Genomic DNA, 21,389 nt, shown 5'->3' on the forward strand with positions numbered 1-21,389 from the left:
AATGGCGGAAATATCTGCAAAACTTGTCCAAGAGCTACGCCAAAAAACAGGCGCTGGCATGATGGACTGCAAAAAAGCGCTGAAAGAAAACGATGGTGATATGGCGAAAGCCGAAGAATGGCTGCGCAAGAAAGGTATCGCCAAAGCTGGAGCCAAAGCAGATCGGGTGGCGGCAGAAGGACTGATCGGCAGCTATATCCACACTGGTGGTAGAGTTGGTGTGTTAGTTGAAGTGAACTGCGAGACTGACTTCGTTGCTCGCCGCGAGGAGTTTCAAAATCTGGTGCGGAACGTGGCTATGCAGGTAGCGGCTTGTCCGAATGTCGAGTATGTGAAAGTAGCAGACATTCCACCCGATGTTGTCGCCAAGGAAAAAGAAATTGAAATGGGGCGAGATGACTTAGGCAACAAACCTGAGGCAGTCAAAGAAAAAATTGTTCAGGGCAGAATTGAAAAGCGCCTGAAGGAATTGACTTTGCTGGATCAGCCTTATATTCGCGACCAAAGTATCACTGTAGATGAACTAGTGAAACAAGCGATCGCTCAACTGGGCGAAAACATTCAAGTACGTCGCTTTGTTCGCTTTGTTCTCGGTGAAGGAATTGAAAAACAAGAAACTAACTTTGCTGAAGAAGTAGCTGCACAAATGGGTGGCAAATAATTTCAGTTGTTGTTCTCTTACTGAGCAACTTATTTCAAGACAGGTCAACCATAATTGCTTGACCTGTCTTTCGTTAACTGTAAATCTAACCAAAATCTAAAATCCTTTAGTATAGTGATCCTAATAATGTAAGCGTACATTTGTACCAAATTGTTCTGGTTCAAATGGGCAATAACGAGAAGATATGGCAAGACCAATTGAGCGAATAGAGCGGGATATTGCAGTCTTAGAAGAGGCGATAGACGCGATCGCAAAAGAACTCCAAACTGCTTATGCCAGTTATTTAACCAGCTTGGGAAAAGCTTTACAAAAGCAACTGATTCTGGCTAGCTATCACCTGTGTACTCAAGGGTATCCTGAAAATTTTTTGAAATTAACCTTGAGTAAGCGGCAAAATTTACAACAGGGCATTCGTAATTTGGGTAAACAGGCGACTGAGCAGTTGTTAGCTTTGACTCAAAATGAGCATGAGCAATCACAGCTGCAACAAGAACCAGAAGATATAAAAGCAGAAGAAACAACAGAAGCAGATAAAGAAGAGGAAGAAGAGGAAGTAGAGGAAGTAGAGGAAGATAGTATCCCTAATATCCTCTTTTTAGAAGCAGATTCTCCTGCTACTCTAGTCTCAAAAACTCTGGTGACGCCAAATACCTCTAATCCAATAGAACTGATGAAATGGCAACAGTATCTGGAAAGTTCTACCCAAAACACGCTCAAAAGAGTTTCTCGTCAGGCAAATCTTTTGTTACAAAAAGCGGGGATTCTACCTAAGAAATTGCCAGAACCAATTTTAGAAGCGGCTGCGGCAGTATCAGAAGCATCTGCCGAAGTAGTACCAGGCCCGCCCAACCTTCTAAATTTAGTGATAGAAATTGAAAATGACAAGCACTCAGAAGAATCGAATCTGACACAGATTATGGCTATTAACCTGCGACTTGGGGAAATTGAATTTGCCGACACAAAACTTTCGTCTGAGCGCAAACAGATCCGCAATATAATAGCTCAACTCAATAAAATTGGGCTGGACTACCAAAAAAAACAGCGAGAGCGATCGGTTGCTGAAGCCGAATCAGCATGGCGTGCTAGTTGGTTTGATGATTAATTCTTTGTCCTTTGTCCAAAATGTCTAATAGCTAATGACGAATGACGAATGACTACTGACTAATGACCAATGACTACCGACAAACCAGATTGGATACGATTACAAAAAGCCTTGGCGATAGAAGCAGAACAAGGCTTCAGTGATTTGGTAGGCAAACAATACCGCTTTAGCGAATTTCTCACCCTCACTTTTGGTAAATTTCCAACAGCTTTACCAAGTACTGAGCGTCTGCGCTGGCAAGAACTAGCGACTCAGTTTGCTAGCTATCCCAATCTGGAACGAGAAGGTAGGCAAAACTTAGTAGCCAATACTCGCAGGTATCTATATCAACTGCAACAACAGCAAGAGGATAAGGGGAATCAAGAGGACACGGGGACACGGGGACACGGGGAAAGAGAACAAGGGGACAAGGGGACAAGGGGAGGACACTTGCGTGCGGAGGTTCCCTCCGTTGAGCAAAGTGTCCGTCGACAAGGAGACGCGGGAAATGTAAATAAAAGTTTCTCCGCTTTTTCTAAATCTCAAATTGTTGCTGAAGTTAGTCGCACTCTTGCCCCAAAACTTGACCAAAAACTCAAGGATTTACCAGAAATTGGATTGAGAAAGGCTGAGAAGTTAGCGCGTCTTGGTTTATACACTGTACGCGACTTGTTATTTTACTATCCCCGCGACCATATTGATTATGCCCGACAGGTGAATATCTGTGAGTTGCAGGCGGGCGAGACGGTGACGATAGTGGCAAAAGTCAAGAGTTGTAATTGCTTTACTAGCCCTAAGAATAAGAAATTAACAATCTTGGAACTGTTGTTACGGGATAATACTGGTCGGCTGAAAATTAGTCGTTTTTTCGCAGGTACACGCTTTAGCAGTCGTGCTTGGCAAGAAAGTTTAAAACGTCGCTACCCAGTTGGTAGTATTGTGGCAGCGTGCGGTTTGGTGAAAGAGAGTAAATACGGTCTGACGCTGGAAGATCCAGAATTGGAAGTTTTAGCTCATCCAGGCGATACGATTGATTCGTTAACTATTGGACGAGTAGTGCCAATTTATGCTCTTACGGAAGGAGTCGGAGCAGATTTGGTACGGCAGGCGGTGATTGCAGCTTTAGCTGCTGTGGTTCATCTCAAAGATCCTCTGCCCAGTGGATTGCGGGAAAAGTATGGGTTAATGGAATTGAAGGACGCGATCGCTAATATTCATTTCCCTCCAGACAGCGACACTCTCCAACCTGCTCGTCGCCGCTTGGTGTTTGATGAATTTTTCTATCTACAGTTGGGTTTACTGCAACGTCAGCATCGAGCCAAACAAATTCAAACCAGCGCCATACTGGCTCCTCAAGGACAGCTATTAGAAAGATTTTACGAGATACTGCCTTTTCAACTCACCAATGCCCAAAAACGAGTCATCAACGATATTCTCAATGATTTGCAAAAATCAGTGCCGATGAATCGTTTAGTACAGGGTGATGTTGGTTCTGGGAAAACAGTTGTGGCAGTAGTTGCCATTCTCGCTGCAATTCAATCTGGGTATCAAGCGGCACTTATGGCTCCCACGGAAGTTTTGGCAGAGCAGCATTACCGCAAGTTAGTAAGTTGGTTTAATTTACTGCATTTGCCCGTGGAATTACTGACAGGTTCGACTAAAACAGTGAAAAGGCGGGAAATTCACGCCCAGTTGGAAACGGGAGAATTACCTTTGTTGGTGGGAACTCATGCTCTAATTCAAAACCCTGTTAATTTCCATCGTTTGGGTTTGGTGGTAATTGATGAGCAACATCGCTTTGGTGTAGAGCAACGGGCGCGCTTGCAGCAAAAAGGCGAGCAACCCCATGTCTTAACTATGACGGCAACACCCATTCCTCGGACATTGGCACTAACAATTCACGGGGATTTGGATGTCAGCCAAATTGATGAATTGCCACCAGGACGGCAAAAAATTCAAACAACGGCGCTAACGAGTCAGCAACGCCAAAACGCCTACGATCTGATCCGCCGAGAAGTTGCCCAAGGAAGACAAGCTTATGTAATTTTACCCCTAGTAGAAGAATCTGAAAAACTGGATTTGCGATCGGCAGTTGAGGAGTATAAAAAGCTGCAAGAAAGTGTCTTTCCAGAGTTTCGGGTGGGGCTACTCCACGGTCGAATGAGTTCAGCAGATAAGGACGAGGCGATTAGTAAATTTCGTGACAACGAAACTCAAATCTTGGTTTCTACAACCGTTGTTGAAGTAGGCGTAGACGTGCCGAATGCTACCGTTATGCTCATAGAAAATGCGGAACGTTTTGGCTTGTCTCAGTTACACCAATTACGAGGGCGGGTTGGTAGGGGTGCCGCACAGTCTTACTGCTTATTGATGAGCAGTTCTAGAAGCCCCGATGCACAACAACGACTGAAGGTATTGGAACAGTCTCAGGATGGCTTTTTTATTTCCGAAATGGATATGCGTTTTCGCGGGCCTGGTGAAGTGCTAGGAACTCGGCAATCTGGTGTGCCAGATTTTACGCTGGCGAGTTTAGTAGAAGATGAAGAAGTGTTGATGCTAGCGCGACAAGCAGCAGAAAAAATTATACAAATAGATGCAACTATAGAGCGTTGGTATTTAATGAAAGAAGAATTGAAATATCGGTATGAACGATTAATGGGTGGGGCGATTTTGACATAACTGATTATGACCACTGCTCAATTAGGGCATTGGTAAAATCACCCCTAAGTTATGAGAACGCATTTACTAGTACAACACGACGGAAATAAACATACCGTTTGAGAAGGTTGAAAAATTTATATGATAAACTTTTTACCTTCTGCCTACTGCCGTCTACCTTATTGTGCTAGTTATTCTTTCACCAATAAAAATCTTGCCAGAGAAACTGTAAGACTTTTTGGCCAGGGTAGGCTCACTTTTCAAAACAATGAGCACTGGTGGCAACTAAGTAAACTGAACTTGTCAAAGAAGCCTAAGTAATCTCTGCTGCTTATGTTTCTTCTTCCTCTTCTAAGTCTTCAAAGCTCGAAAGCACTTCGTCAATAATCTCCTGTGCTTCTTCATCATTAATTTCTAATCCTTTTTGGATTTCTTTTAGTAAATTTTTTTTCCCTTTAGGAATCCGTAATTCATCTTCGTCTACTAGGAGAATGACACTGCTAGCAAAAGCATCGAGAAGCATCTCCTGTGAAAGGGATTGACGAGCAGTATTAAACAGCGCTCCTACTCCCTCTTTCTCAGCCAGGGATAAAAGTTTATCCACCATTTCTATCAATTCGTCATCCGAGGAATCTTCAAAAACCTCAAGTTCCCAAAGGGAATCAGCGATAAATTCTACATCCGCCTCCTCTAGAGAAGAATCAGCCACCGCAGTCACAACAGCGATCGCTGCAACCGCTTCCTCTGAACTGATTGGTTCTTTTAAAGTTCCTTCGGATTTAAATATTTTGTCGTACTTGGCCATGATGGCTATCTCCGTCAGTTTTTGTGTAATTGCAGATGTGAAGAATGCTAGTTATTGGGTAGTGTAGCAAGATAAGCAGCCTTGTACTCTCTGAAAAATTAGGAGGACATAAGTCAAGTTATAAAAATCACTTATTACACCAAATACTTGTACACTTCCAGGGGTAACTATTCCTGAAATATCGCCCTCTAGTTGGATGTTTGTAATTATGTAAAGGTTATGGTGTTGATAAAACTGAGAAGTTTCCGTTTGAACTCTTGGGCTTCTTCTTTGATAGAACCAGGAGTTTCACCATCAAAAAAACTGCGCTGGCTGTTGACGATGTACAAAAAATCTCTGTATATAAATGCTAACAAGCCTCGGTAGGCATTTAACCTCACGGCAGTGCCGTTGTTTTGTGTCTTTGAAATTGTTGAACCCCCAGGCATATCAATCAATGCAAAATAAGCACCCTCTAGTGTGTCTGGTAAATATTCGGTGTAACCGACAGAAGCATCTAGCACATTAGCAGCGATCGCACCAGGCACATACTTGTTTAAGAGAATGGATCGCAGATATTCCTCCTGTCCTACAGCGTCAATTTGTACAAACTCTTGTGATGGTAGGGAATAATAATCTATTCTCAGCAAAGTACCAAAGTCATCAGAAAAGCTGACTGCCCCTTCTTGGCTATCAACCCTGCCGCCCTGCTGGAGATTAACGGGAATTATAACTGTAAAGTTACCTAAAGGCGATTCATATACTTCTTGCTCAAAGAATTGTTCAAAAACTCCTTCATATTCGTCGTCTGTATCTTCTTCTTCTAATTCTTCAAAAGAGTCAATTACTTCGTTTATAACCTCTTTTGCTTCTTCATCCTCAATTTCTAAACCTTGTTGTAAATTTTTAAGCAAAGTCATTTTACTTTGAGGAATGCTTAATTCTTCCTCGTCTACTAGTACACTTACCCCTGCGGCAAAACCATCCAGAATTAATTCATCTGCCAAGCATTCATAGGCAGTATTAAACAGCGTCCCAACTCCTTCATCTTCCGCAAGAGATATAAGTTTATCAACTATTTCTAACAATTCGTCATCTGAATATTCTTCAAAAATCTCAAATCCCCAAAGGATATCCACCAAAAAATCTGCATCTACATTTTCTAAAGAAGAATCGGCAACTGCTGTGACAACTGCGATCGCAGCTACTGCTTCTTCCGGACTCAGTGATTCCTCCAAAACCTCTTCTGAGTTAAAAATTCTATCGTACTTACTCATGAATTTCTCTCCCTCACTTTTTGCGGTAATTGGAAATATTTAGTGCCATTGGGTAGTTTACCAACGGCTGCAGTCATTATTCCTCAATCTTTAAACTCAACTAATAAATAATTGATGACTATATAAGGGCTGAATTGATAATCTTTGCTTAACTATAGACTTTAATAAATTAAGGGTTTGAGATGAAGATTGACATCAACCATCCTGTGGATCTGAGCAGATTATTTGTGCTTAGTACTAGTCTTGCTTAGTATTAATATTGTAAGCAAACCATAATAAGTATTAATTATAATTAGTGAAACCCTTTTTAAGTAAGTAATTAAATATACCTATTTTAAAATTTATAGTTACATGATGTAGTTGTGATGCTAAGTTTTCCATGTCTCAAGATTGGGCAATTGTCCTTATAGGTACTGTAAATAGCTCTTTATATTACAAATGTAGTATAAAATAATGCTTATTTATTTACAACGTTATACTTAATTTAATAAGATATTGAATGTATTTTTAGACACAGCCAAGCTCAGATGACGTCTATTATAGACACTGCTAATTTTGAAACGAATACACAAGATAGACCCCCAGTGGTTCTTACATCGGAGTTACGAAAAGTATACAGTGCAGGTTTCTTTTTAAATCAAAAAATCGTATCTCTCAAAAGCTGTTCTTTAGTAGTTTACAAGGGAGAGACCTTTGGATTGCTAGGACAGAATGGCGCTGGCAAAACCACATTGTTAAAATTATTACTTGGAGTTATCCGTCCTACTTCTGGGAGGGGATTATTATTGGGCAAGCCATTGGGCGATCGCGCCATCAAGCAACGTATTGGTTACTTGCCAGAAAATCCTTACTTTTATGACTATCTGACGGGTTGGGAATTTTTACAGCTAGCAGCGGGGCTATTCCAAATTCCGAAAAGTGTGCAAAACCGACGGATTCCTCAACTGTTAGACTTAGTTGGTTTATCTCAAGCTGATGCTCGCAAAAAGCAGATGCGTCGCTACTCTAAAGGTATGCTTCAGCGTGTGGGTATGGCACAGGCACTCATTAACGATCCAGAAGTAGTATTTTTGGATGAGCCTATGTCTGGTTTAGATCCAGTTGGACGTTGCCAAATGCGAGAAATTATCTTGTCGCTCAAAGCTGCTGAAAAAACGATTTTTTTCAACAGTCACGTGCTGAGTGAGGTGGAACTAATTTGCGATCGCGTTGCCATTCTCGCTCAAGGTAAGTTAATTTGCTCTGGTTCCCTCAATGAGCTTTTAGGAACTCGTGACACATATCATATTCAAGGGCAAGGTGGTGACTGGGAAATTCTGCAAAAATGGCTTCCTAATATAGAATTTCAGCCAGATACTTCTTGGGAAGGTGAATTACAAGGCGATATGTATGATTTTGTTGCCAGTCTTAATCTTATGGGTGGACAAATATTAGCGATGAAATTGTTTCGTCCTTCTTTAGAAGAGTTTTTTATCCAACAAATTGAAAAACACAAAAATTCGACTAATTAGTCTTTTTATCTATTCTTTATCTGTGCTTGCATAAACTTTTGCAGCAATTTAACAAAATTACGAGCACATAGTGCTCCTGTGTTGTATGAGTGTTGCATTAGTATTGCATACAAGGGCTGCTAAAAACTTTTCTGAGCTACTCGTTTTTACTTGAACTGAGAAATGAAAGCGATGAGAGCCAAGCTTCTTTTCATTGAGACTATATTTCAGTAAATATTCGTATTACTATTTAATTTTTTTTGGTGTTGACAAGTGCAGAGAAATGTTATGATTGGCACTATTATTTTTCTAGTTTTACTGTGTTCACAGGAGACTTCTTTAAATTAACTTCACTAAAAATTCAATTCCAATATATAATTGTTGTCCTGAGAAACATGGGTTTTTCGGAAAATAAGATTATTGAGGAACTCAAATACTTAAGTATAGTCAATATATAGATTGATTAGACAACACTTTTGTTCATGGTTGTAGTGTGAGGACTGTATGCTCAACGCTTGTTTGCTTAAAATTATTAGCCAGCCCGTTTTAGGCATGGCATTGTTAACAGCTTTCTCCATAACTTTTCCCAGGGCTAGTTTTGCTCAACAAGCACAACCTATAGCTCCATCTTCACAACCGATATTTCAACCTTCACAACCAACAAATATACCTTCACAACCAATTTTCCAACGTTCACAACCTGTAGTCCCACCCTCACAACCTGTCATTCCACCTTCACAACCTGTAGCTCCACCTTCACAATCAGTACCCTCACCTACGTCTACACAAGTAGATACTAGCTACACATTGGGTGGAGGCGATCGCATTCGCGTCAACGTATTTGAAGTTCCTGAATACACAGGCGAGTATACAATTCCTCCTGGCGGAGCAATTAACCTACCGTTGATTGGTAGTGTTCCTGTTGAAGGACTAACACCAGAACAAGCCGCTGACGATATTTCGCAAAGATATTCTCGCTTTCTCAAACGTCCTTTGATTTCAGTCAACCTCCTATCACCTCGTCCCATCAATGTCAACGTTGCAGGAGAAGTGACACGTCCAGGAGCTTACGCTCTCAATTTGCAAGGAGGTGCAGGTGATAATCCTGGGGTGCAGTATCCCACAGTATTAGCGGCACTGACGACAGCTCAGGGAGTTACTCAGGCGGCAGATATAACTAGAGTACAATTACGACGCAAGCTTGGACGCGGGCCAGAGCAAATAGTCAGTCTTGATTTGCGAGATTACTTACAATCAGGCAGGTTGCCGCAGGATGTGACTTTAAGGGACGGCGACACCATTTTTGTACCAACAGCAACTACTTTAAATTTAGCAGAAGCCCGTAATTTATCTGCTGCTAGCTTTGCTGCCGACCCCACCAGGCCTCGCTCAGTAGCAGTAGTTGGTCAAGTTTACCGTCCGGGCACCTATCTTGTCACCCAAGGAGCGGGAACTAATGGTGGGGCTACTGATACTGCTGGTGGTACAGTTGGTGCGACAGTTGCCTCCGGGCAGCCAACTCTGTCAAGAGCACTTCAACTTGCCGGAGGAATTAGACCAGAAGCGAATATTCGTAACATTGTAGTCCGTCGTCCGACAAGAACTGGTACAGAGCAAACAATCAATGTTGATCTGTGGAGACTGTTGCGAGAGGGTGACATTAATCAAGACATAATCGTACAAGATGGAGATACGATTGTTATTCCTACTGCTACTGCTACCGCACTGAATCCAGCAGAATCTCAAGAATTAGCCCAAACTACTTTATCTCCGGCAACAATTACAGTGGGTGTAGTTGGGGAAGTCAAAAATCCAGGCAGATTACAACTGCTGCCAAATAGTACTTTGAATCAAGCTGTGCTGGCGGCGGGTGGATTTAATGATGCCAGAGCAAGCAGATCTGCTGTAGATTTAATCCGTCTCAATCCGAATGGTTCTGTAACCAAACGTAAAGTAAAAATGGATTTTTCTGCTGATATTAACGACAAAACCAATCCCATCCTCCGCAATAATGATGTTGTGGTAGTTTACCGCTCTGGAGTAGCGAAAACTGGTGATTCAGTAGGCGCTATCTTCAATCCTATCGGTACGGTCTTCGGTATTATCAGAACCATATTCACCGGGTTTTAGGTGTATCTGTGACTGGGGGCGCTTTTCAAGCACATAGTCCCCAGACTTGTGATGGAAACAAAAGTTGTGAATAATCAGTTATTAGTTATTAGTTACCAATAACTAATTAACTAATGACTAATATAAAATCTCAACTGAGTAGATATCGGCGTCAAGTGTATTGGCTGCGAGGAATATTATGCAGTCTTACCGTTGTTTGCGGTTGGGGTATGGGAATGCCTTCTACTTTAGCGGCAGAAACGGTTACTATTCGTTTAGGGCCGTTTCAGCAGTCTGTCGCGATCGCCGATTTAGAACAATTTGCCAAAACTGGGAAACTGCCAGACAATCTGCAATTATTTTCGTCGATATTAACGCCCCAAGTTCGAGAATTGCTAACAAGGCGTTTGCAAGTAGATCCAGCTTTTGCAGATAAATTCTTTGATGAATTGAACCGCAATCCAGCAGGCAAACAATTTGTATCATCATTAACAGCAGCAATACCAGGCAGCAGCATTGAGAGCCTGCAAGTAGCTCTGAATCTAGCACTACGGCAAGCTAACGGTTTGAGTCCGTTGGGCTTCTTGCGGGCATATCCAGAGGAAAATATTACGGTAGATGCTTCTCAAGCTGTGTCTTTGGCAGTGGAATTTAATCCTAATTACTGGCAAAGCCAAGTTTTTGGAGCCTTGCTGGCGCGGGAATCATTTCCAGCCAAAAATAGCAATCTCCCAAAGAACTTAGATCCCGCAGCGATCGGTAAAGAAACAATTCAGCAGCAAACATTTATTTTGCAGGATCAACAGCGAAATCGTAGCATACCTGTAGATATTTATTGGGGCGGCAGTAATGCCCAAGATCCATTAGTTGTCATATCTCCCGGATTTGGAGCAAACCGCAGATTTTTTAGTTATTTAGCACGTCATCTTGCTTCTCACGGTTTAACTGTTGCCGCGATTGAACATCCAGATAGCAACGTTGCTGCTGTGGCAAGAGCCAACAATAAAGCGAGTTTAGCAAAATTACTACCAGCATCTGAATTTGTGAATCGACCAAAAGACATTAGTTTTTTACTGAATGAACTGACGAAATTCAATATTCAACCAGGTTCGCTTCAGGGAAAACTAAATACAGACAAAGTAACAGTAATTGGGCATTCTTTGGGAGGTTATACCGCCTTGGCATTGGTAGGAGGAGAGATTGACTTGCCACAGTTGCGGCAATTCTGCCAAAATTCTCTAACTATCGGCGAAGCTCCTGGTGACTGGTTGCAATGTGCTGCTGCTGCTTTGCCAGGGAAAAAACTACGGCTCAAAGATGAAAGAGTAAATAGCGCGATCGCACTTAATCCTCTGGTTGGCAACCTGTTTGGAAAAAACGGATTAACTCAAGTTAGTAAGCCTGTTTTAATTTTAACTGGAACCGAAGATGCTCTTACCCCAGCCTTGAAGCATCAAATAGCACCTTTTAGCCAATTGCAGGGTGAAAAGTATTTGTTAAGTGCGATCGGTGGTACTCATTTGAGTATTAGTGATCCAAGATATTTGGGAAGTAATGCTAATACCATTGTTAGAGAAAGGCGAGGAGAGGAAACTAAAGCTTTACGCCAGCTATTGCAAGGTGTGAGTTTAGCGTTTGTCAAACAGCTAACACCAGAAGCAAAATCTTACCAACAGTTTCTTACACCAGCTTACGCTCAATCCCTATCTACATCTCAACTGCCGTTAAGTCTTGTCTCTGAGTTACCAGCCAATCTCAAATCTTGGTTGAAGTTAGTGGAGAGGTAATTAATAAAGAACCACACATAACAATTGTGAGATTTCGTATTTCTATACGAGCAGGGATTTTTGAAGACTGAACTTACACACAAGTTATAGAATAATAAACCGCAGAGAACTCAGAGAACACTGAGGAATGAGGATTTGAGAGGGATTTTGCGTAAGTCATAACAATATTTAGATATTTAGCGATCGCCATTTGGTGTGGGGCGATCGCATTTGCTCTAAGAGTAGGGCGAACTGTTAATTTAACGCGCATGAGATTACAACAAACGTGCAGTAGCTTCACGCAATTTTTGAGTGCAATTATCTGCGATCGCCTCGCCATGAGCGACACAAATAACACACAAATCAAACCTTAGAGTAACCGAAGAGTAGACGGCAGGGGGCAAAAGGAAAAAGATTATTCTTGTCTGCTATTTAGGGAAGGAAATTTTAATTTTAATTATGTCTATCTACTCAGATAAATTTTTCAATTTTGATTTTTATTGCCAATATATATAAAGTATTGAGTTATTTTTAACTATAATAATATACTTAACAAGTAGAGCAAAAACTAACTACTTTATTTGTTATTTTAATTTATTTACATTATTGAGCATCAAGAAAAATCAGTGGCATCTGCGTCTTGAATTGCTATATTGCTATAGTGGAGAAAAATATAAATAAGTAACTTTCAAACTATTATGAAACTTCCTGATGGGCCAAGAATATCCCCAGCATTACAGCTAATTTTAACACTGTTTCGCCCCTTAGAAACTCTAGAAGAGTATCAAAAGCGCTATGGCGACATTTTTCGCTCAAACTTAATTGGTCTTGGTCAATTTGTAGTCTTGAGTAATCCACAAGCAATTCAAGAGATTATGACTGCCGATCCGAAAGTGTTTGAGTCTGGATCTGCTAACCAACTATTGCATCCTTTGGTAGGAGATAATTCGCTGCTGTTGCTAGATCGCGATCGCCATCAAAGTCAGCGGCGATTGTTGAATCCTGCTTTTCACGGAGAAAGAATGCGGGCTTATGGCAAATTGATTTGCGATATCACAGAGCAAGTTACAAATGACTGGGCTGTTGGCAAGTCTTTCATTGCCCGTCCTACAATGCAAAAAATTTCACTGCGAGCAATCCTCCGGGCTGTTTTTGGCATTGATGAGGGAGAGCGTTTTGAGGAAATACAGCGACTCCTATGTGAAATGTTGAACACTTTCGATTCGCCTTTAAAATCTAGCTTCTTGTTTGTGAAGGCGCTGCAAAAAGATTTAGGTGCGTGGAGTCCGTGGGGAAAATTTGTGCGCAAACGGGAGCAAGTTGACAAACTCATTTACGCTGAAATTCAGGAACGGCGGCAACAGCCTAACTTGAATGGTGAAGATATCCTCAGTTTAATGATGTCAGCTCGTGACGAAGCAGGACAGCCAATGACGGATCGAGAATTACGCGATGAGTTGATGACTTTGCTGTTTGCAGGACATGAAACCACCGCTTCTGCCTTAGCATGGGCATTATATTGGATTCACAAGTTACCAAAAGTCCGTGACAAACTTCTTCAGGAATTAGCAAGTATTGGTGAGGATAAAGATCCTAGTGAAATTACTCGCCTGCCCTATCTGACGGCAGTATGCCAAGAAACTCTGCGGATTTATCCCATTGCTTTATTTACCTTCTCTCGGATTTTGCAAGCACCATTTCAGGTAATGGGTTATGACTTTGAACCTGGTACAAGATTTTCTCCTTGTATTTATTTAACCCACCACCGGGAGGATATATACCCACAGCCGAAGCAGTTTAAACCGGAGCGCTTTTTAGAACGGCAATTTTCACCCTATGAATATTTGCCCTTTGGAGGTGGGAACCGTCGCTGTTTGGGTATGGCATTCGCTATGTATGAAATGAAACTTGTATTGGCAACAATTTTGTCACGCTGGCAGCTATCTTTAGCAGATAACCATCCTGTACGCCCGATTCGCCGTGGTGTTACTACCACACCTGCTGGTGGTGTACGGATGGTAGTTACGGGAAAAGTGTCACAAACATCTAGAGTGAGAAGTGAAGCGATCGCAAACTAATTGATAGGGTGTAGGAACAAATCTTTACCCAAAGATGGCAAAAAATCAAACCATTATTGTGACGGGTGGCGCACAAGGCATCGGCAAATGTATTAGCTTAAGTTTGCTGGAGTGCGGTTACCAGGTTGCGATCGCCGATATTGATCGCGAAGCTGGAGAGGAATGCCTGCAAGAGTTCAAAAATTTTGCAGCAGCTTTGTTATTTGTGGAAACCGATGTTTCTCAAGAAAATTCTGTCAGAAAATGTATAGAAACCATTGTAAATAGGTTTCAACGCATTGATGGACTGATTAACAATGCTGGTATTGCTCAACCAGACAACGGCCCGGTTGAAGATTTATCATTAGAAAACTGGCATAAAGTCATACAAACCAACTTGACTGGCTGTTTTTTGATGTCTAAGTATGCCATTCCATACTTGCGTCGCTCAAAAGGAGCGATCGTGAATATAGCTTCGACTCGTGCCTTACAGTCAGAGAAAAATACAGAAGCTTATTCTGCTTCCAAAGGAGGCATTGTTGCTTTAACTCACGCTTTAGCTATGAGTCTGGGATCAGATATTCGAGTCAATTGTATCAGTCCCGGATGGATTGAGGTGAGTGAATGGCAAAAGTCTAGATTAAGAACAAAGCCTCAGTTAAGAGAAATCGATCATCGCCAGCATCCGGTAGGAAGAGTTGGCAAGCCAGAGGATGTTGCTTCTATGATTAAGTATTTAATTTCTGATGCCGCAGGATTTATTACTGGGCAAAATTTTGTAATTGATGGGGGAATGACTAGAAAAATGATTTATGAAGAATAGCAGGCGAGATTTAACTGAAATATTAGAAAATGTAAATGCTAACATCCTTGTTAAAACTTCAGTCCGATCGCGCCACTACTGGTAATAAAACTTGGGAAAGGGAAGCACCCCCAGAACTCACTGTCAATGTAATTGTTTGTGCATCGATACCAAATGCTGAATGATTGCCAAAATTCATGGCATAGGCTGGAAAGCACGCAGCGCTTAGACTTAGGCGTAAGGCATTACCTTGAGGAATTCGCGCACAAGTCGCCTGCAATTGAATTTTTCTAGTCACCCGATTCATGCCATCCCGACAACGCAGATAACCTTGCGTCAAATTGTAAACTTTGCCGTCGGGATATACTTGCGAGATGACAGCACATAAATCAAAGCTTGGTTTATCAGCCCCACACAAAACTGCCACTACTACATCACCTGCTAAATGCAAGTCAGATTCTAGAGGTTCGCTAGTGTAAGTTAAGACATCTGTACGGCTATCAATATGCGATCGCTCAAATACACCCGCAGGTATTGCCGCATGACCGCCAACAGAAGGAACTGGTCGCCAAGGATCGTGAACTAACACATCATCAACACTATTTTCCGGACAAGTTGTGGTTAAAACGCCTTCATCTTCCCGCACACTCACAAGTCCATAGCTTGACAAAAAATAGGATTTGTGGTCAAATTCAGGAAAAGTGGGAAATCCTTGCCAGTTGTTACTTCCCATTTCAAATAACCAAACAGGCATTTGTTCTGACAACCCTGTGTTTATACCTTTGAGAAATTGGTCAAACCAGCATATTTGCATTCTATCTACAGGACTAATGGCATTAACTCCAAAATCAGCCTCACCAACTTTACGCCCCCAAGGCAAGTGACACCAAGGGCCTATTAAAAGTTGTTGGCGATATTGACTCCGTGCTGCCATATCTTGATATAAATTTAGAGTGCCGCGTAAATAATTATCAAACCATCCACCAATGTGGAACATTGGTAAATCTACATCTTGCAAATGTGTTTTAGGTGAAAGTCTCTGCCAATATTCATCAGGTTGGGAATGATTTAACCATTCGTGATAAAACGAATCAGGAGCGAAATTTTTCAGGATTTCTGGTTGCGTGGGGATGGGATCGTACAAAGGCAAATTTCTAGAAGCGGCATATAAAGCTTGATAAGTTTTTTCATCTCTGTTCAACCGGGCGGTTTCTGTAGCTAATTGAATTGCCCAAGCAAGATTATTTTGCAAACAGAATGCTCCACCTTCATAAGCCCAATCAGCATATAAATCATAGCCAATCATCGCCGGACAAATTGTTTTTAGGGCTGGTGGTTTGGCAGCTGCGGCATATAGTTGAGTCATGCCTTGATAAGAAAAGCCGTACATCCCGACAGTGCCATTACTGCCAGGTAAATTGGCTGCCCAATTGATTGTGTCTTCACCATCAGCAATTTCGTGGGCAAATAGTTGGAATTCTCCTCCAGAAGTACCGCGCCCGCGTACATCTTGAATCACGACAATATAACCGTGAGCAGCGTACCAAGTTGGGTGAGCATAGACAACAGTAGAAGCGATCGCTCTGCCATAGGGTTGCCGCATCAACAATACGGGAAATTTTTCATCGGCATCAGGGCGATAAATATCTGCATCCAGGCGCACTCCGTCGCGAGTGTACATGGACGTGGTTTGTTTGGGAAGGATTTTTAGCATGGGTATGATGGATTATTAATTCGACCACAGATGGACACAGATGGACACAGATGAATTAAATAGAATTACGCAGAAGGTTATTGGCTGTGCGTATACAGTAAGTAATGTTTTGGGTGCTGGATTTTTAGAAAAAGTGTATGAAAATGCTTTGGCTCATGAATTACGAAAGGCAGGTTTCCAGGTAAAACAACAATACAAAATACAAGTACGATATGATGGCATTGTGGTGGGAGAATATTTTGTTGACTTGCTGGTAGAAGAATGCGTACTGGTGGAACTTAAAGCGGTTAGAGCTTTGGACGATGGTAATTTTGCTCAGTGTTTGAGCTACCTAAAAGCCTCTCAGCTGAGAGTATGTCTGCTCATGAACTTCGGCAGTCCTAAAGTAGAAATTAAGAGGATTATGCGATAAATTAAATCATATATATACACAGATATACCGAGCAAACTACAAATATATCTGTGTTTATCTGTGTCCATCTGTGGTCGATAATTATTTCATCTTACCTATCTGTAGTTGTCAACATCTTCAACATGGCATCAAGGCATCAAATCTACCAAGAACCGCCATGTCTTCTGCATCTAATTCTACAGGTGTGCCACTACGAATTAACTCAGCAAAATCTTCATTGGGAACCATAATAGTCAAAGTATACAAACGTCCTGAACCAGTATTTTCAATGACATGAGTACCTGTGGCAGGGACTAATAAGCTATCTCCTGCTTTGATTGGCATACTTTTGCCATCACAACTTGCTCTGCCTTCTCCTTTAAGAACAAAAAACATTTCTACTGCCCATTGATGGCGATTTGGAGGTGTTTTACCACCAACATCAAAAATTTCTACGCAACAAGTCAAAGAAGTATTAGCAATTGCCGGATCGAACACTATTGCCAAGCGATTTGTATCGTGGGGGCTGATGCGATACGCTTGGTAATCTTTGGGAGATTTGACAACAGGAATAACACAAGAATTTATCATATGTTTTTAGTCATTGGTTATTTGTCATTAGTCATTGGTTATTAGTTATTAGTCATTAACCACTAACTACTGTACAGGCGGGTTTTGCTGATAATCTTGCCGTTCAAACTGATAACTTATCTTCTAAACCCGCACGGCAGTCGCTACAACCGGGGGAACCCGACGCCAGTTGACGCCAGGTGCTACAACGCGGGGAACCCGCGCAACGCACTGGCTCCTTTATGCCGGGGAACCCGTCCACCCTCCGGGTACCCTGCGGGAACGCCTCCGGCGTACAGCAGTCCCCCATCGCCGGAAACCGCCAAGACGGAGGCTGCTTCACCGCACTGGCTCCGCAACGCGCTGCCTCCCCTACTAACCATTAATTGCCTTTAAAATAGCTTCTGAATGTGTAACAAAACCAAAACACTGCTTGACGTTATATAAAGTTGCTAACCAACAATATTCAGGAGAAGTTGTGGCAGTACAATCTTGGACTAGTATGCAGTCGTATCCTAAAAAGTTAGCATCTTGTAAAGTAGCCATAACACATTGATCGGCATTGACGCCAGCAAAAAATAGTGTTGTTCTGCCTATATTCCGCAGGATACTATCTAACGGAGTATCCCAAAATCCACTCATTCGGTATTTATCAACGCGAATATCCTCTGGTTGTTGTTTTAGTTCGTCTACTACTGCTGCCGCCCAACTACCAGCCACTAGTACCTTAGCACCATTACTAGGCAACGGATCGCCCAATCCTACGCCTTCGCCTGTAGGGTTGTAGACGTGACGCAAGCCTGCACTAATATTGAGTAAATCAGGGCGATTACCCCAATTTAACCAAATTACGGGAACATTAACTGCTCGCAATTCTGGTAATAAGTTTTGTAAAGGTTTTATCGGTTGACGTGCTGGGGTAACATCTACACCGATATGCGCCAACCAACCATCGGGGTGGCAGAAATCGTTTTGCATATCGATGACGAGAATGGCAGTTTTTGCTAAATCTAGGCGCAGAGATTTAGTTTCTGTTGATAAGATAACGGGTTGTGGGTTTAAAGGAGGACGAGTAATATCTGCGATCGCCTGATTGACTGCCCAAGCATTTGGTGGAACTCCTAATTGCCGAAGAGGTAGATTCATAAGTTGCAACGCTCAACACCATGTTTTACTTTTTAGCGTGAATTCCTTCTGTCGCGTGTCATTACTTAATTAAGGTTAAAATTGTGAGCTTTACAATTAAGAATGTTTTAATTCCTGTTGAAGATAGTTACGCCACTTTTGATGTACAAGTTGTGGACGGAACTATTTGTGCTATTGCACCGGATCTGGATGTCATGGGCAGCGAGATTAACGGTAAAAATAAACTACTACTGCCCGGATTTTTCAACGCCCATACCCACTCATCGGAAATGTGGCAACGGGGGATAATGTCAATGTTGCCCCTGGAATTATGGCTGGCAGAACTTTACGATTTTGCACCTCTAGATCTAGAGAAAGTTTACCTCAGTGCTTTGGGAACAGCAGTAGAAACTCTACTTTCTGGCGGCACAAGCGTCGTAGATCATTTGGTGTTGATTCCCGGCAAAGAGTTAGAAACAATTGCCACAGCAGTTCGTGCTTACCAAGAAGTTGGGATTCGTGCTTTTGTCGCACCCTTGATTCAAGACGAATCTTTAACTGCTGGCATTCCTTCTGGGGAAACTCAACAAAACCATGAGCCTTATTTTCGCCCGACTCAAGCCACGCTGGCAGTGATTGAAGAGACGGTAAAGCAATTTCATCATCCGGAGGAGGGTATCAGTATTTTAGTGGCTCCTACGGGGATTCAACTGTGTTCTGATGCTTTATTTGCGGGATGTATTGAGTTAAGCGAAAAGTATAATCTTTGCCGTCATTCCCACTTGTTGGAAACTAAAGCGCAAGAAAAGCTAGCCCAAGAAAAATACGGTTGTACTGCTGTTACCCATCTCAAGCGCATCGGTTTTTTAGACTATCGCACCACCCTAGCCCATTGCGTTCACTTGAGCGATCGCGACATTACTATCCTCAGTGAAACTCAATCTACCGTTGTTCACAACCCTTTAAGTAACTTGCGTTTAGGCAGTGGCATTGCCCCAATTTTAAAATATCGTCAGGCTGGGGTAAACGTGACATTCGGCTGTGATGGAGCTTCTAGCAACGACTCTCAAGATTTACTAGAAGCAATAAAAATTGGTTCTATCTTACACAACGTCACCGACTTAGATTATCAGCACTGGATTACACCCCGACAGGCGGTAGAAATGGCGTCTTTAGGCGGTGCCAAAGGATTGAATATGGCTGATCAACTTGGTTGCCTCAGCGTTGGGAAAAAAGCTGATTTGGTAATGTATGACCTCACCAACTTATCATTGCTACCGCGTACAGATCCAATTGGTTTACTAGTTTTAGGACGTCCTAGTAATGTAGTTGATAGCGCTTGGGTGAATGGCAAACAAATTGTTGCTAACGGGAAAGTGACAACAATTGATGTTGATAATTTGCGGCAACAATTATTTAACCACAGTCAATGGCATACTCAACGCCTATCTCCAACTGTTACCCAAATTGAACCCCATTATCGTTCTGTTATGGGTTTGTGATGAAAGGGCGATCGCATGATTGTAGTGTAGGCGATCGCTTGTCAATTCATCTTTAGCACAACGATGCGAATACTAAACTACAAAACTAGTTGCGATCGCCTAATTTATATGTAGATTGAGTGTCAGCATATTTACAAATTACCCAAAGATTCATAGAAAATATTGGCAAATATTGTCTTATGGAAAAATCTTATAAATCTCTTTACGATGTGCAACTCGTTGACAAATTAATGTTTGTGTTTCTTTGTCAACAGTAATACCTATTCTGTAATTGCCTACACGAATCTTATATTTATCATCGTAGCCCTTCATTTTTTGCAAATAGCCTAATTCAAATGGATTTTCTGACTCTAGTTCTTGAAATACAATTGGTTCTATCCGGGCTTGAACATCTTCTGGTAAATCTGCCAAATCTTTTAAAAACCTTTTAGTATATTCAGCTTTCCACATTCTTGTTTTTCAAATACTGGTAATATTTCCAAGCTTCATCTTTAGAGAGGCGCTCTTCATCTTTCGATTCTTCCATGAGCTGTACCAAGCCATAGTTTTCCAAGATTTCTTCAATTTTTTCAAAGTCAGCTATAGGAATTTGTACAGCGATAGGTTGCTGATTTTCATCCATGACGTAATTTTTGGTTATTTCTAGCATTTTTATGACATTTGATTGATTGTTTGCAAGTCCTATTTACTATTTTATCAGTGACAAGCCAAAGCTAAATTATTAAGTTCATCAGAACCACCAATAGACTTTGGTATCAAATGGTCTACTGTAAATCTTGTTGTGGCAATGCGTTCTGGAGAATGGCAATACTCGCACAGATAATTCGCTCGTCTTCGCACAATTTCTTTAGTAGCATCATCAATCGTCATTTTTGAGCTACTAGCATCGCATTTATATGGGTGAAAATTCTATCAAGTTCTCCAATTTCTTCAAGTTCGATAACTTCTTCTGGAGTACATATCTCCGAAAAAGAATGTAGAGACGCGAAATTTCGCGTCTCTACAAGGATTTCAGATAACGCAGAATTAATTTCTGGAGATGTCTAGTTAGTAAATCAACCTTTTTGCGTTCTAAAAGTTCTTCCATTCGTGCTTGCAGTTCATCGTTAAATTTGAACAGGTGAAAACTATCCAACTTTTCTACTTTGATACTTCCAAGTAAGGATGAAGGTCTAGCAATTACAGTCGTCATACTCAGCGCGACACAATTTATAATATGTGTTTTTATTGTAGTGCTTTAAGTCAAGCTATATATAACAACCCTAAATCAGTTGTGAAAATTGAGAGAGCCAGATCCCCGACTTCTTGAAGAAGTCGGGGATCTTATTGTTTACGAATGATTTAGGAATACCATATTAGACCTCTTACAAAAGTTGAATTAACCCCCTCATACTGTTTTACT

At 41.6% G+C, this 21,389-nt stretch carries 20 protein-coding genes; 10 read left to right on the forward strand and 10 right to left on the reverse strand.

Annotated elements, in window-relative coordinates; genetic code table 11:
• The first annotated feature begins 1 nt into the window (after nt 1).
• The 3 genes from tsf (at nt 2) to recG (ending at nt 4,421) form a co-directional block, all read left to right on the forward strand.
• The gene (tsf, locus tag UYC_RS0122485) at nt 2-661 is read left to right on the forward strand and encodes a translation elongation factor Ts (RefSeq protein ID WP_016875048.1); all 660 of its coding nucleotides are present in this window, start codon (nt 2-4) and stop codon (nt 659-661) included.
• A gap of 184 nt (nt 662-845) precedes the next feature.
• A complete protein-coding gene (locus tag UYC_RS0122490) occupies nt 846-1,763 on the forward strand; it encodes a hypothetical protein (RefSeq protein WP_016875047.1) in 918 nt (305 codons plus the stop codon).
• A 69-nt stretch (nt 1,764-1,832) separates the two neighbouring features.
• Nucleotides 1,833-4,421: an ATP-dependent DNA helicase RecG gene (gene recG / locus UYC_RS0122495; RefSeq protein ID WP_016875046.1), complete on the forward strand. Its 2,589-nt coding sequence runs from the start codon at nt 1,833-1,835 to the stop codon at nt 4,419-4,421.
• Between the two features lie 310 nt (nt 4,422-4,731).
• Here the strand turns inward: recG and UYC_RS0122500 are convergent, their stop codons facing one another.
• Nucleotides 4,732-5,205, reverse strand: a complete 474-nt coding sequence (locus tag UYC_RS0122500; protein WP_016875045.1) for a tellurite resistance TerB family protein — start codon at nt 5,203-5,205, stop codon at nt 4,732-4,734.
• 206 nt (nt 5,206-5,411) lie between these two features.
• Nucleotides 5,412-6,461: a tellurite resistance TerB family protein gene (locus tag UYC_RS0122505; RefSeq protein WP_016875044.1), complete on the reverse strand. Its 1,050-nt coding sequence runs from the start codon at nt 6,459-6,461 to the stop codon at nt 5,412-5,414.
• A gap of 527 nt (nt 6,462-6,988) precedes the next feature.
• On the opposite strand from UYC_RS0122505, the gene UYC_RS0122510 reads away from it, so the two are divergent.
• The 3 genes from UYC_RS0122510 (at nt 6,989) to UYC_RS0122520 (ending at nt 11,847) form a co-directional block, all read left to right on the forward strand.
• Nucleotides 6,989-7,972 carry an ABC transporter ATP-binding protein gene (locus UYC_RS0122510; protein ID WP_016875043.1) on the forward strand — a complete coding sequence of 328 codons (984 nt, stop codon included), beginning with the start codon at nt 6,989-6,991 and terminating at the stop codon, nt 7,970-7,972.
• 483 nt (nt 7,973-8,455) lie between these two features.
• Nucleotides 8,456-10,081: a polysaccharide biosynthesis/export family protein gene (locus tag UYC_RS0122515; protein WP_016875042.1), complete on the forward strand. Its 1,626-nt coding sequence runs from the start codon at nt 8,456-8,458 to the stop codon at nt 10,079-10,081.
• A 122-nt stretch (nt 10,082-10,203) separates the two neighbouring features.
• On the forward strand, nt 10,204-11,847 hold the full coding sequence (locus UYC_RS0122520) for an alpha/beta hydrolase (RefSeq protein WP_026087479.1): 1,644 nt from the start codon (nt 10,204-10,206) through the stop codon (nt 11,845-11,847).
• A gap of 73 nt (nt 11,848-11,920) precedes the next feature.
• Here UYC_RS0122520 and UYC_RS38025 read toward each other — a convergent pair whose 3' ends face one another.
• Complete coding sequence (locus tag UYC_RS38025; protein WP_127011401.1) at nt 11,921-12,175, reverse strand: hypothetical protein; 255 nt, start codon at nt 12,173-12,175, stop codon at nt 11,921-11,923.
• A 349-nt stretch (nt 12,176-12,524) separates the two neighbouring features.
• On the opposite strand from UYC_RS38025, the gene UYC_RS0122525 reads away from it, so the two are divergent.
• Entirely contained in the window at nt 12,525-13,904 is a 1,380-nt protein-coding gene (locus tag UYC_RS0122525; RefSeq protein ID WP_016875040.1) for a cytochrome P450, read from the forward strand.
• Between the two features lie 34 nt (nt 13,905-13,938).
• Nucleotides 13,939-14,706, forward strand: a complete 768-nt coding sequence (locus UYC_RS0122530) for an SDR family oxidoreductase (protein ID WP_016875039.1) — start codon at nt 13,939-13,941, stop codon at nt 14,704-14,706.
• Nucleotides 14,707-14,764: 58 nt separating this feature from the next.
• Here the strand turns inward: UYC_RS0122530 and UYC_RS0122535 are convergent, their stop codons facing one another.
• Entirely contained in the window at nt 14,765-16,366 is a 1,602-nt protein-coding gene (locus tag UYC_RS0122535; protein WP_016875038.1) for a CocE/NonD family hydrolase, read from the reverse strand.
• A gap of 73 nt (nt 16,367-16,439) precedes the next feature.
• On the opposite strand from UYC_RS0122535, the gene UYC_RS0122540 reads away from it, so the two are divergent.
• Nucleotides 16,440-16,811, forward strand: coding sequence for a GxxExxY protein (locus tag UYC_RS0122540; protein WP_016875037.1), 372 nt, complete (start codon nt 16,440-16,442; stop codon nt 16,809-16,811).
• Between the two features lie 117 nt (nt 16,812-16,928).
• Here UYC_RS0122540 and UYC_RS0122545 read toward each other — a convergent pair whose 3' ends face one another.
• A complete protein-coding gene (locus UYC_RS0122545; RefSeq protein WP_016875036.1) occupies nt 16,929-17,381 on the reverse strand; it encodes a cupin domain-containing protein in 453 nt (150 codons plus the stop codon).
• A gap of 354 nt (nt 17,382-17,735) precedes the next feature.
• A complete protein-coding gene (locus UYC_RS0122555) occupies nt 17,736-18,506 on the reverse strand; it encodes a cysteine hydrolase family protein (protein WP_016875034.1) in 771 nt (256 codons plus the stop codon).
• Nucleotides 18,507-18,589: 83 nt separating this feature from the next.
• Here UYC_RS0122555 and UYC_RS0122560 point away from each other — a divergent pair, with 83 nt between their 5' ends.
• Entirely contained in the window at nt 18,590-19,987 is a 1,398-nt protein-coding gene (locus tag UYC_RS0122560) for an amidohydrolase (protein WP_016875033.1), read from the forward strand.
• A 177-nt stretch (nt 19,988-20,164) separates the two neighbouring features.
• On the opposite strand, the gene UYC_RS0122565 is transcribed toward UYC_RS0122560, so the two are convergent.
• The 4 genes from UYC_RS0122565 to UYC_RS39555 form a co-directional block, all read right to left on the reverse strand.
• A complete protein-coding gene (locus UYC_RS0122565; RefSeq protein ID WP_016875032.1) occupies nt 20,165-20,437 on the reverse strand; it encodes a type II toxin-antitoxin system RelE family toxin in 273 nt (90 codons plus the stop codon).
• Entirely contained in the window at nt 20,424-20,636 is a 213-nt protein-coding gene (locus UYC_RS0122570) for a hypothetical protein (protein WP_016875031.1), read from the reverse strand. The genes UYC_RS0122565 and UYC_RS0122570 overlap by 14 nt, the downstream gene beginning before the upstream one ends.
• Nucleotides 20,637-20,683: 47 nt before the next feature.
• Entirely contained in the window at nt 20,684-20,857 is a 174-nt protein-coding gene (locus UYC_RS36765; RefSeq protein WP_016875030.1) for an HNH endonuclease, read from the reverse strand.
• Nucleotides 20,858-20,987: 130 nt separating this feature from the next.
• Complete coding sequence (locus UYC_RS39555; protein ID WP_016875029.1) at nt 20,988-21,179, reverse strand: hypothetical protein; 192 nt, start codon at nt 21,177-21,179, stop codon at nt 20,988-20,990.
• Nucleotides 21,180-21,389: the final 210 nt, after the last annotated feature.

Source organism: Chlorogloeopsis fritschii PCC 6912 (assembly GCF_000317285.1).
GTDB lineage: Bacteria > Cyanobacteriota > Cyanobacteriia > Cyanobacteriales > Nostocaceae > Chlorogloeopsis > Chlorogloeopsis fritschii.

Excerpts from the sequence above, each read along its gene's own strand:
- UYC_RS0122525 (WP_016875040.1), top strand. The coding sequence starts at position 12,525 with ATGAAACTTCCTGATGGGCCAAGAATATCCCCAGCATTACAGCTAATT.
- UYC_RS0122530 (WP_016875039.1), top strand. The coding sequence starts at position 13,939 with ATGGCAAAAAATCAAACCATTATTGTGACGGGTGGCGCACAAGGCATC.
- UYC_RS39555 (WP_016875029.1), bottom strand. The coding sequence starts at position 21,179 with ATGACGACTGTAATTGCTAGACCTTCATCCTTACTTGGAAGTATCAAA.
- UYC_RS0122505 (WP_016875044.1), bottom strand. The coding sequence starts at position 6,461 with ATGAGTAAGTACGATAGAATTTTTAACTCAGAAGAGGTTTTGGAGGAA.
- tsf (WP_016875048.1), top strand. The coding sequence starts at position 2 with ATGGCGGAAATATCTGCAAAACTTGTCCAAGAGCTACGCCAAAAAACA.
- UYC_RS0122510 (WP_016875043.1), top strand. The coding sequence starts at position 6,989 with ATGACGTCTATTATAGACACTGCTAATTTTGAAACGAATACACAAGAT.
- UYC_RS36765 (WP_016875030.1), bottom strand. The coding sequence starts at position 20,857 with ATGACGATTGATGATGCTACTAAAGAAATTGTGCGAAGACGAGCGAAT.
- UYC_RS0122565 (WP_016875032.1), bottom strand. The coding sequence starts at position 20,437 with ATGTGGAAAGCTGAATATACTAAAAGGTTTTTAAAAGATTTGGCAGAT.
- UYC_RS0122540 (WP_016875037.1), top strand. The coding sequence starts at position 16,440 with ATGGACACAGATGAATTAAATAGAATTACGCAGAAGGTTATTGGCTGT.
- UYC_RS0122515 (WP_016875042.1), top strand. The coding sequence starts at position 8,456 with ATGCTCAACGCTTGTTTGCTTAAAATTATTAGCCAGCCCGTTTTAGGC.
- UYC_RS0122535 (WP_016875038.1), bottom strand. The coding sequence starts at position 16,366 with ATGTACACTCGCGACGGAGTGCGCCTGGATGCAGATATTTATCGCCCT.
- UYC_RS0122545 (WP_016875036.1), bottom strand. The coding sequence starts at position 17,381 with ATGATAAATTCTTGTGTTATTCCTGTTGTCAAATCTCCCAAAGATTAC.
- UYC_RS0122490 (WP_016875047.1), top strand. The coding sequence starts at position 846 with ATGGCAAGACCAATTGAGCGAATAGAGCGGGATATTGCAGTCTTAGAA.
- recG (WP_016875046.1), top strand. The coding sequence starts at position 1,833 with ATGACTACCGACAAACCAGATTGGATACGATTACAAAAAGCCTTGGCG.
- UYC_RS0122555 (WP_016875034.1), bottom strand. The coding sequence starts at position 18,506 with ATGAATCTACCTCTTCGGCAATTAGGAGTTCCACCAAATGCTTGGGCA.
- UYC_RS0122570 (WP_016875031.1), bottom strand. The coding sequence starts at position 20,636 with ATGCTAGAAATAACCAAAAATTACGTCATGGATGAAAATCAGCAACCT.
- UYC_RS0122500 (WP_016875045.1), bottom strand. The coding sequence starts at position 5,205 with ATGGCCAAGTACGACAAAATATTTAAATCCGAAGGAACTTTAAAAGAA.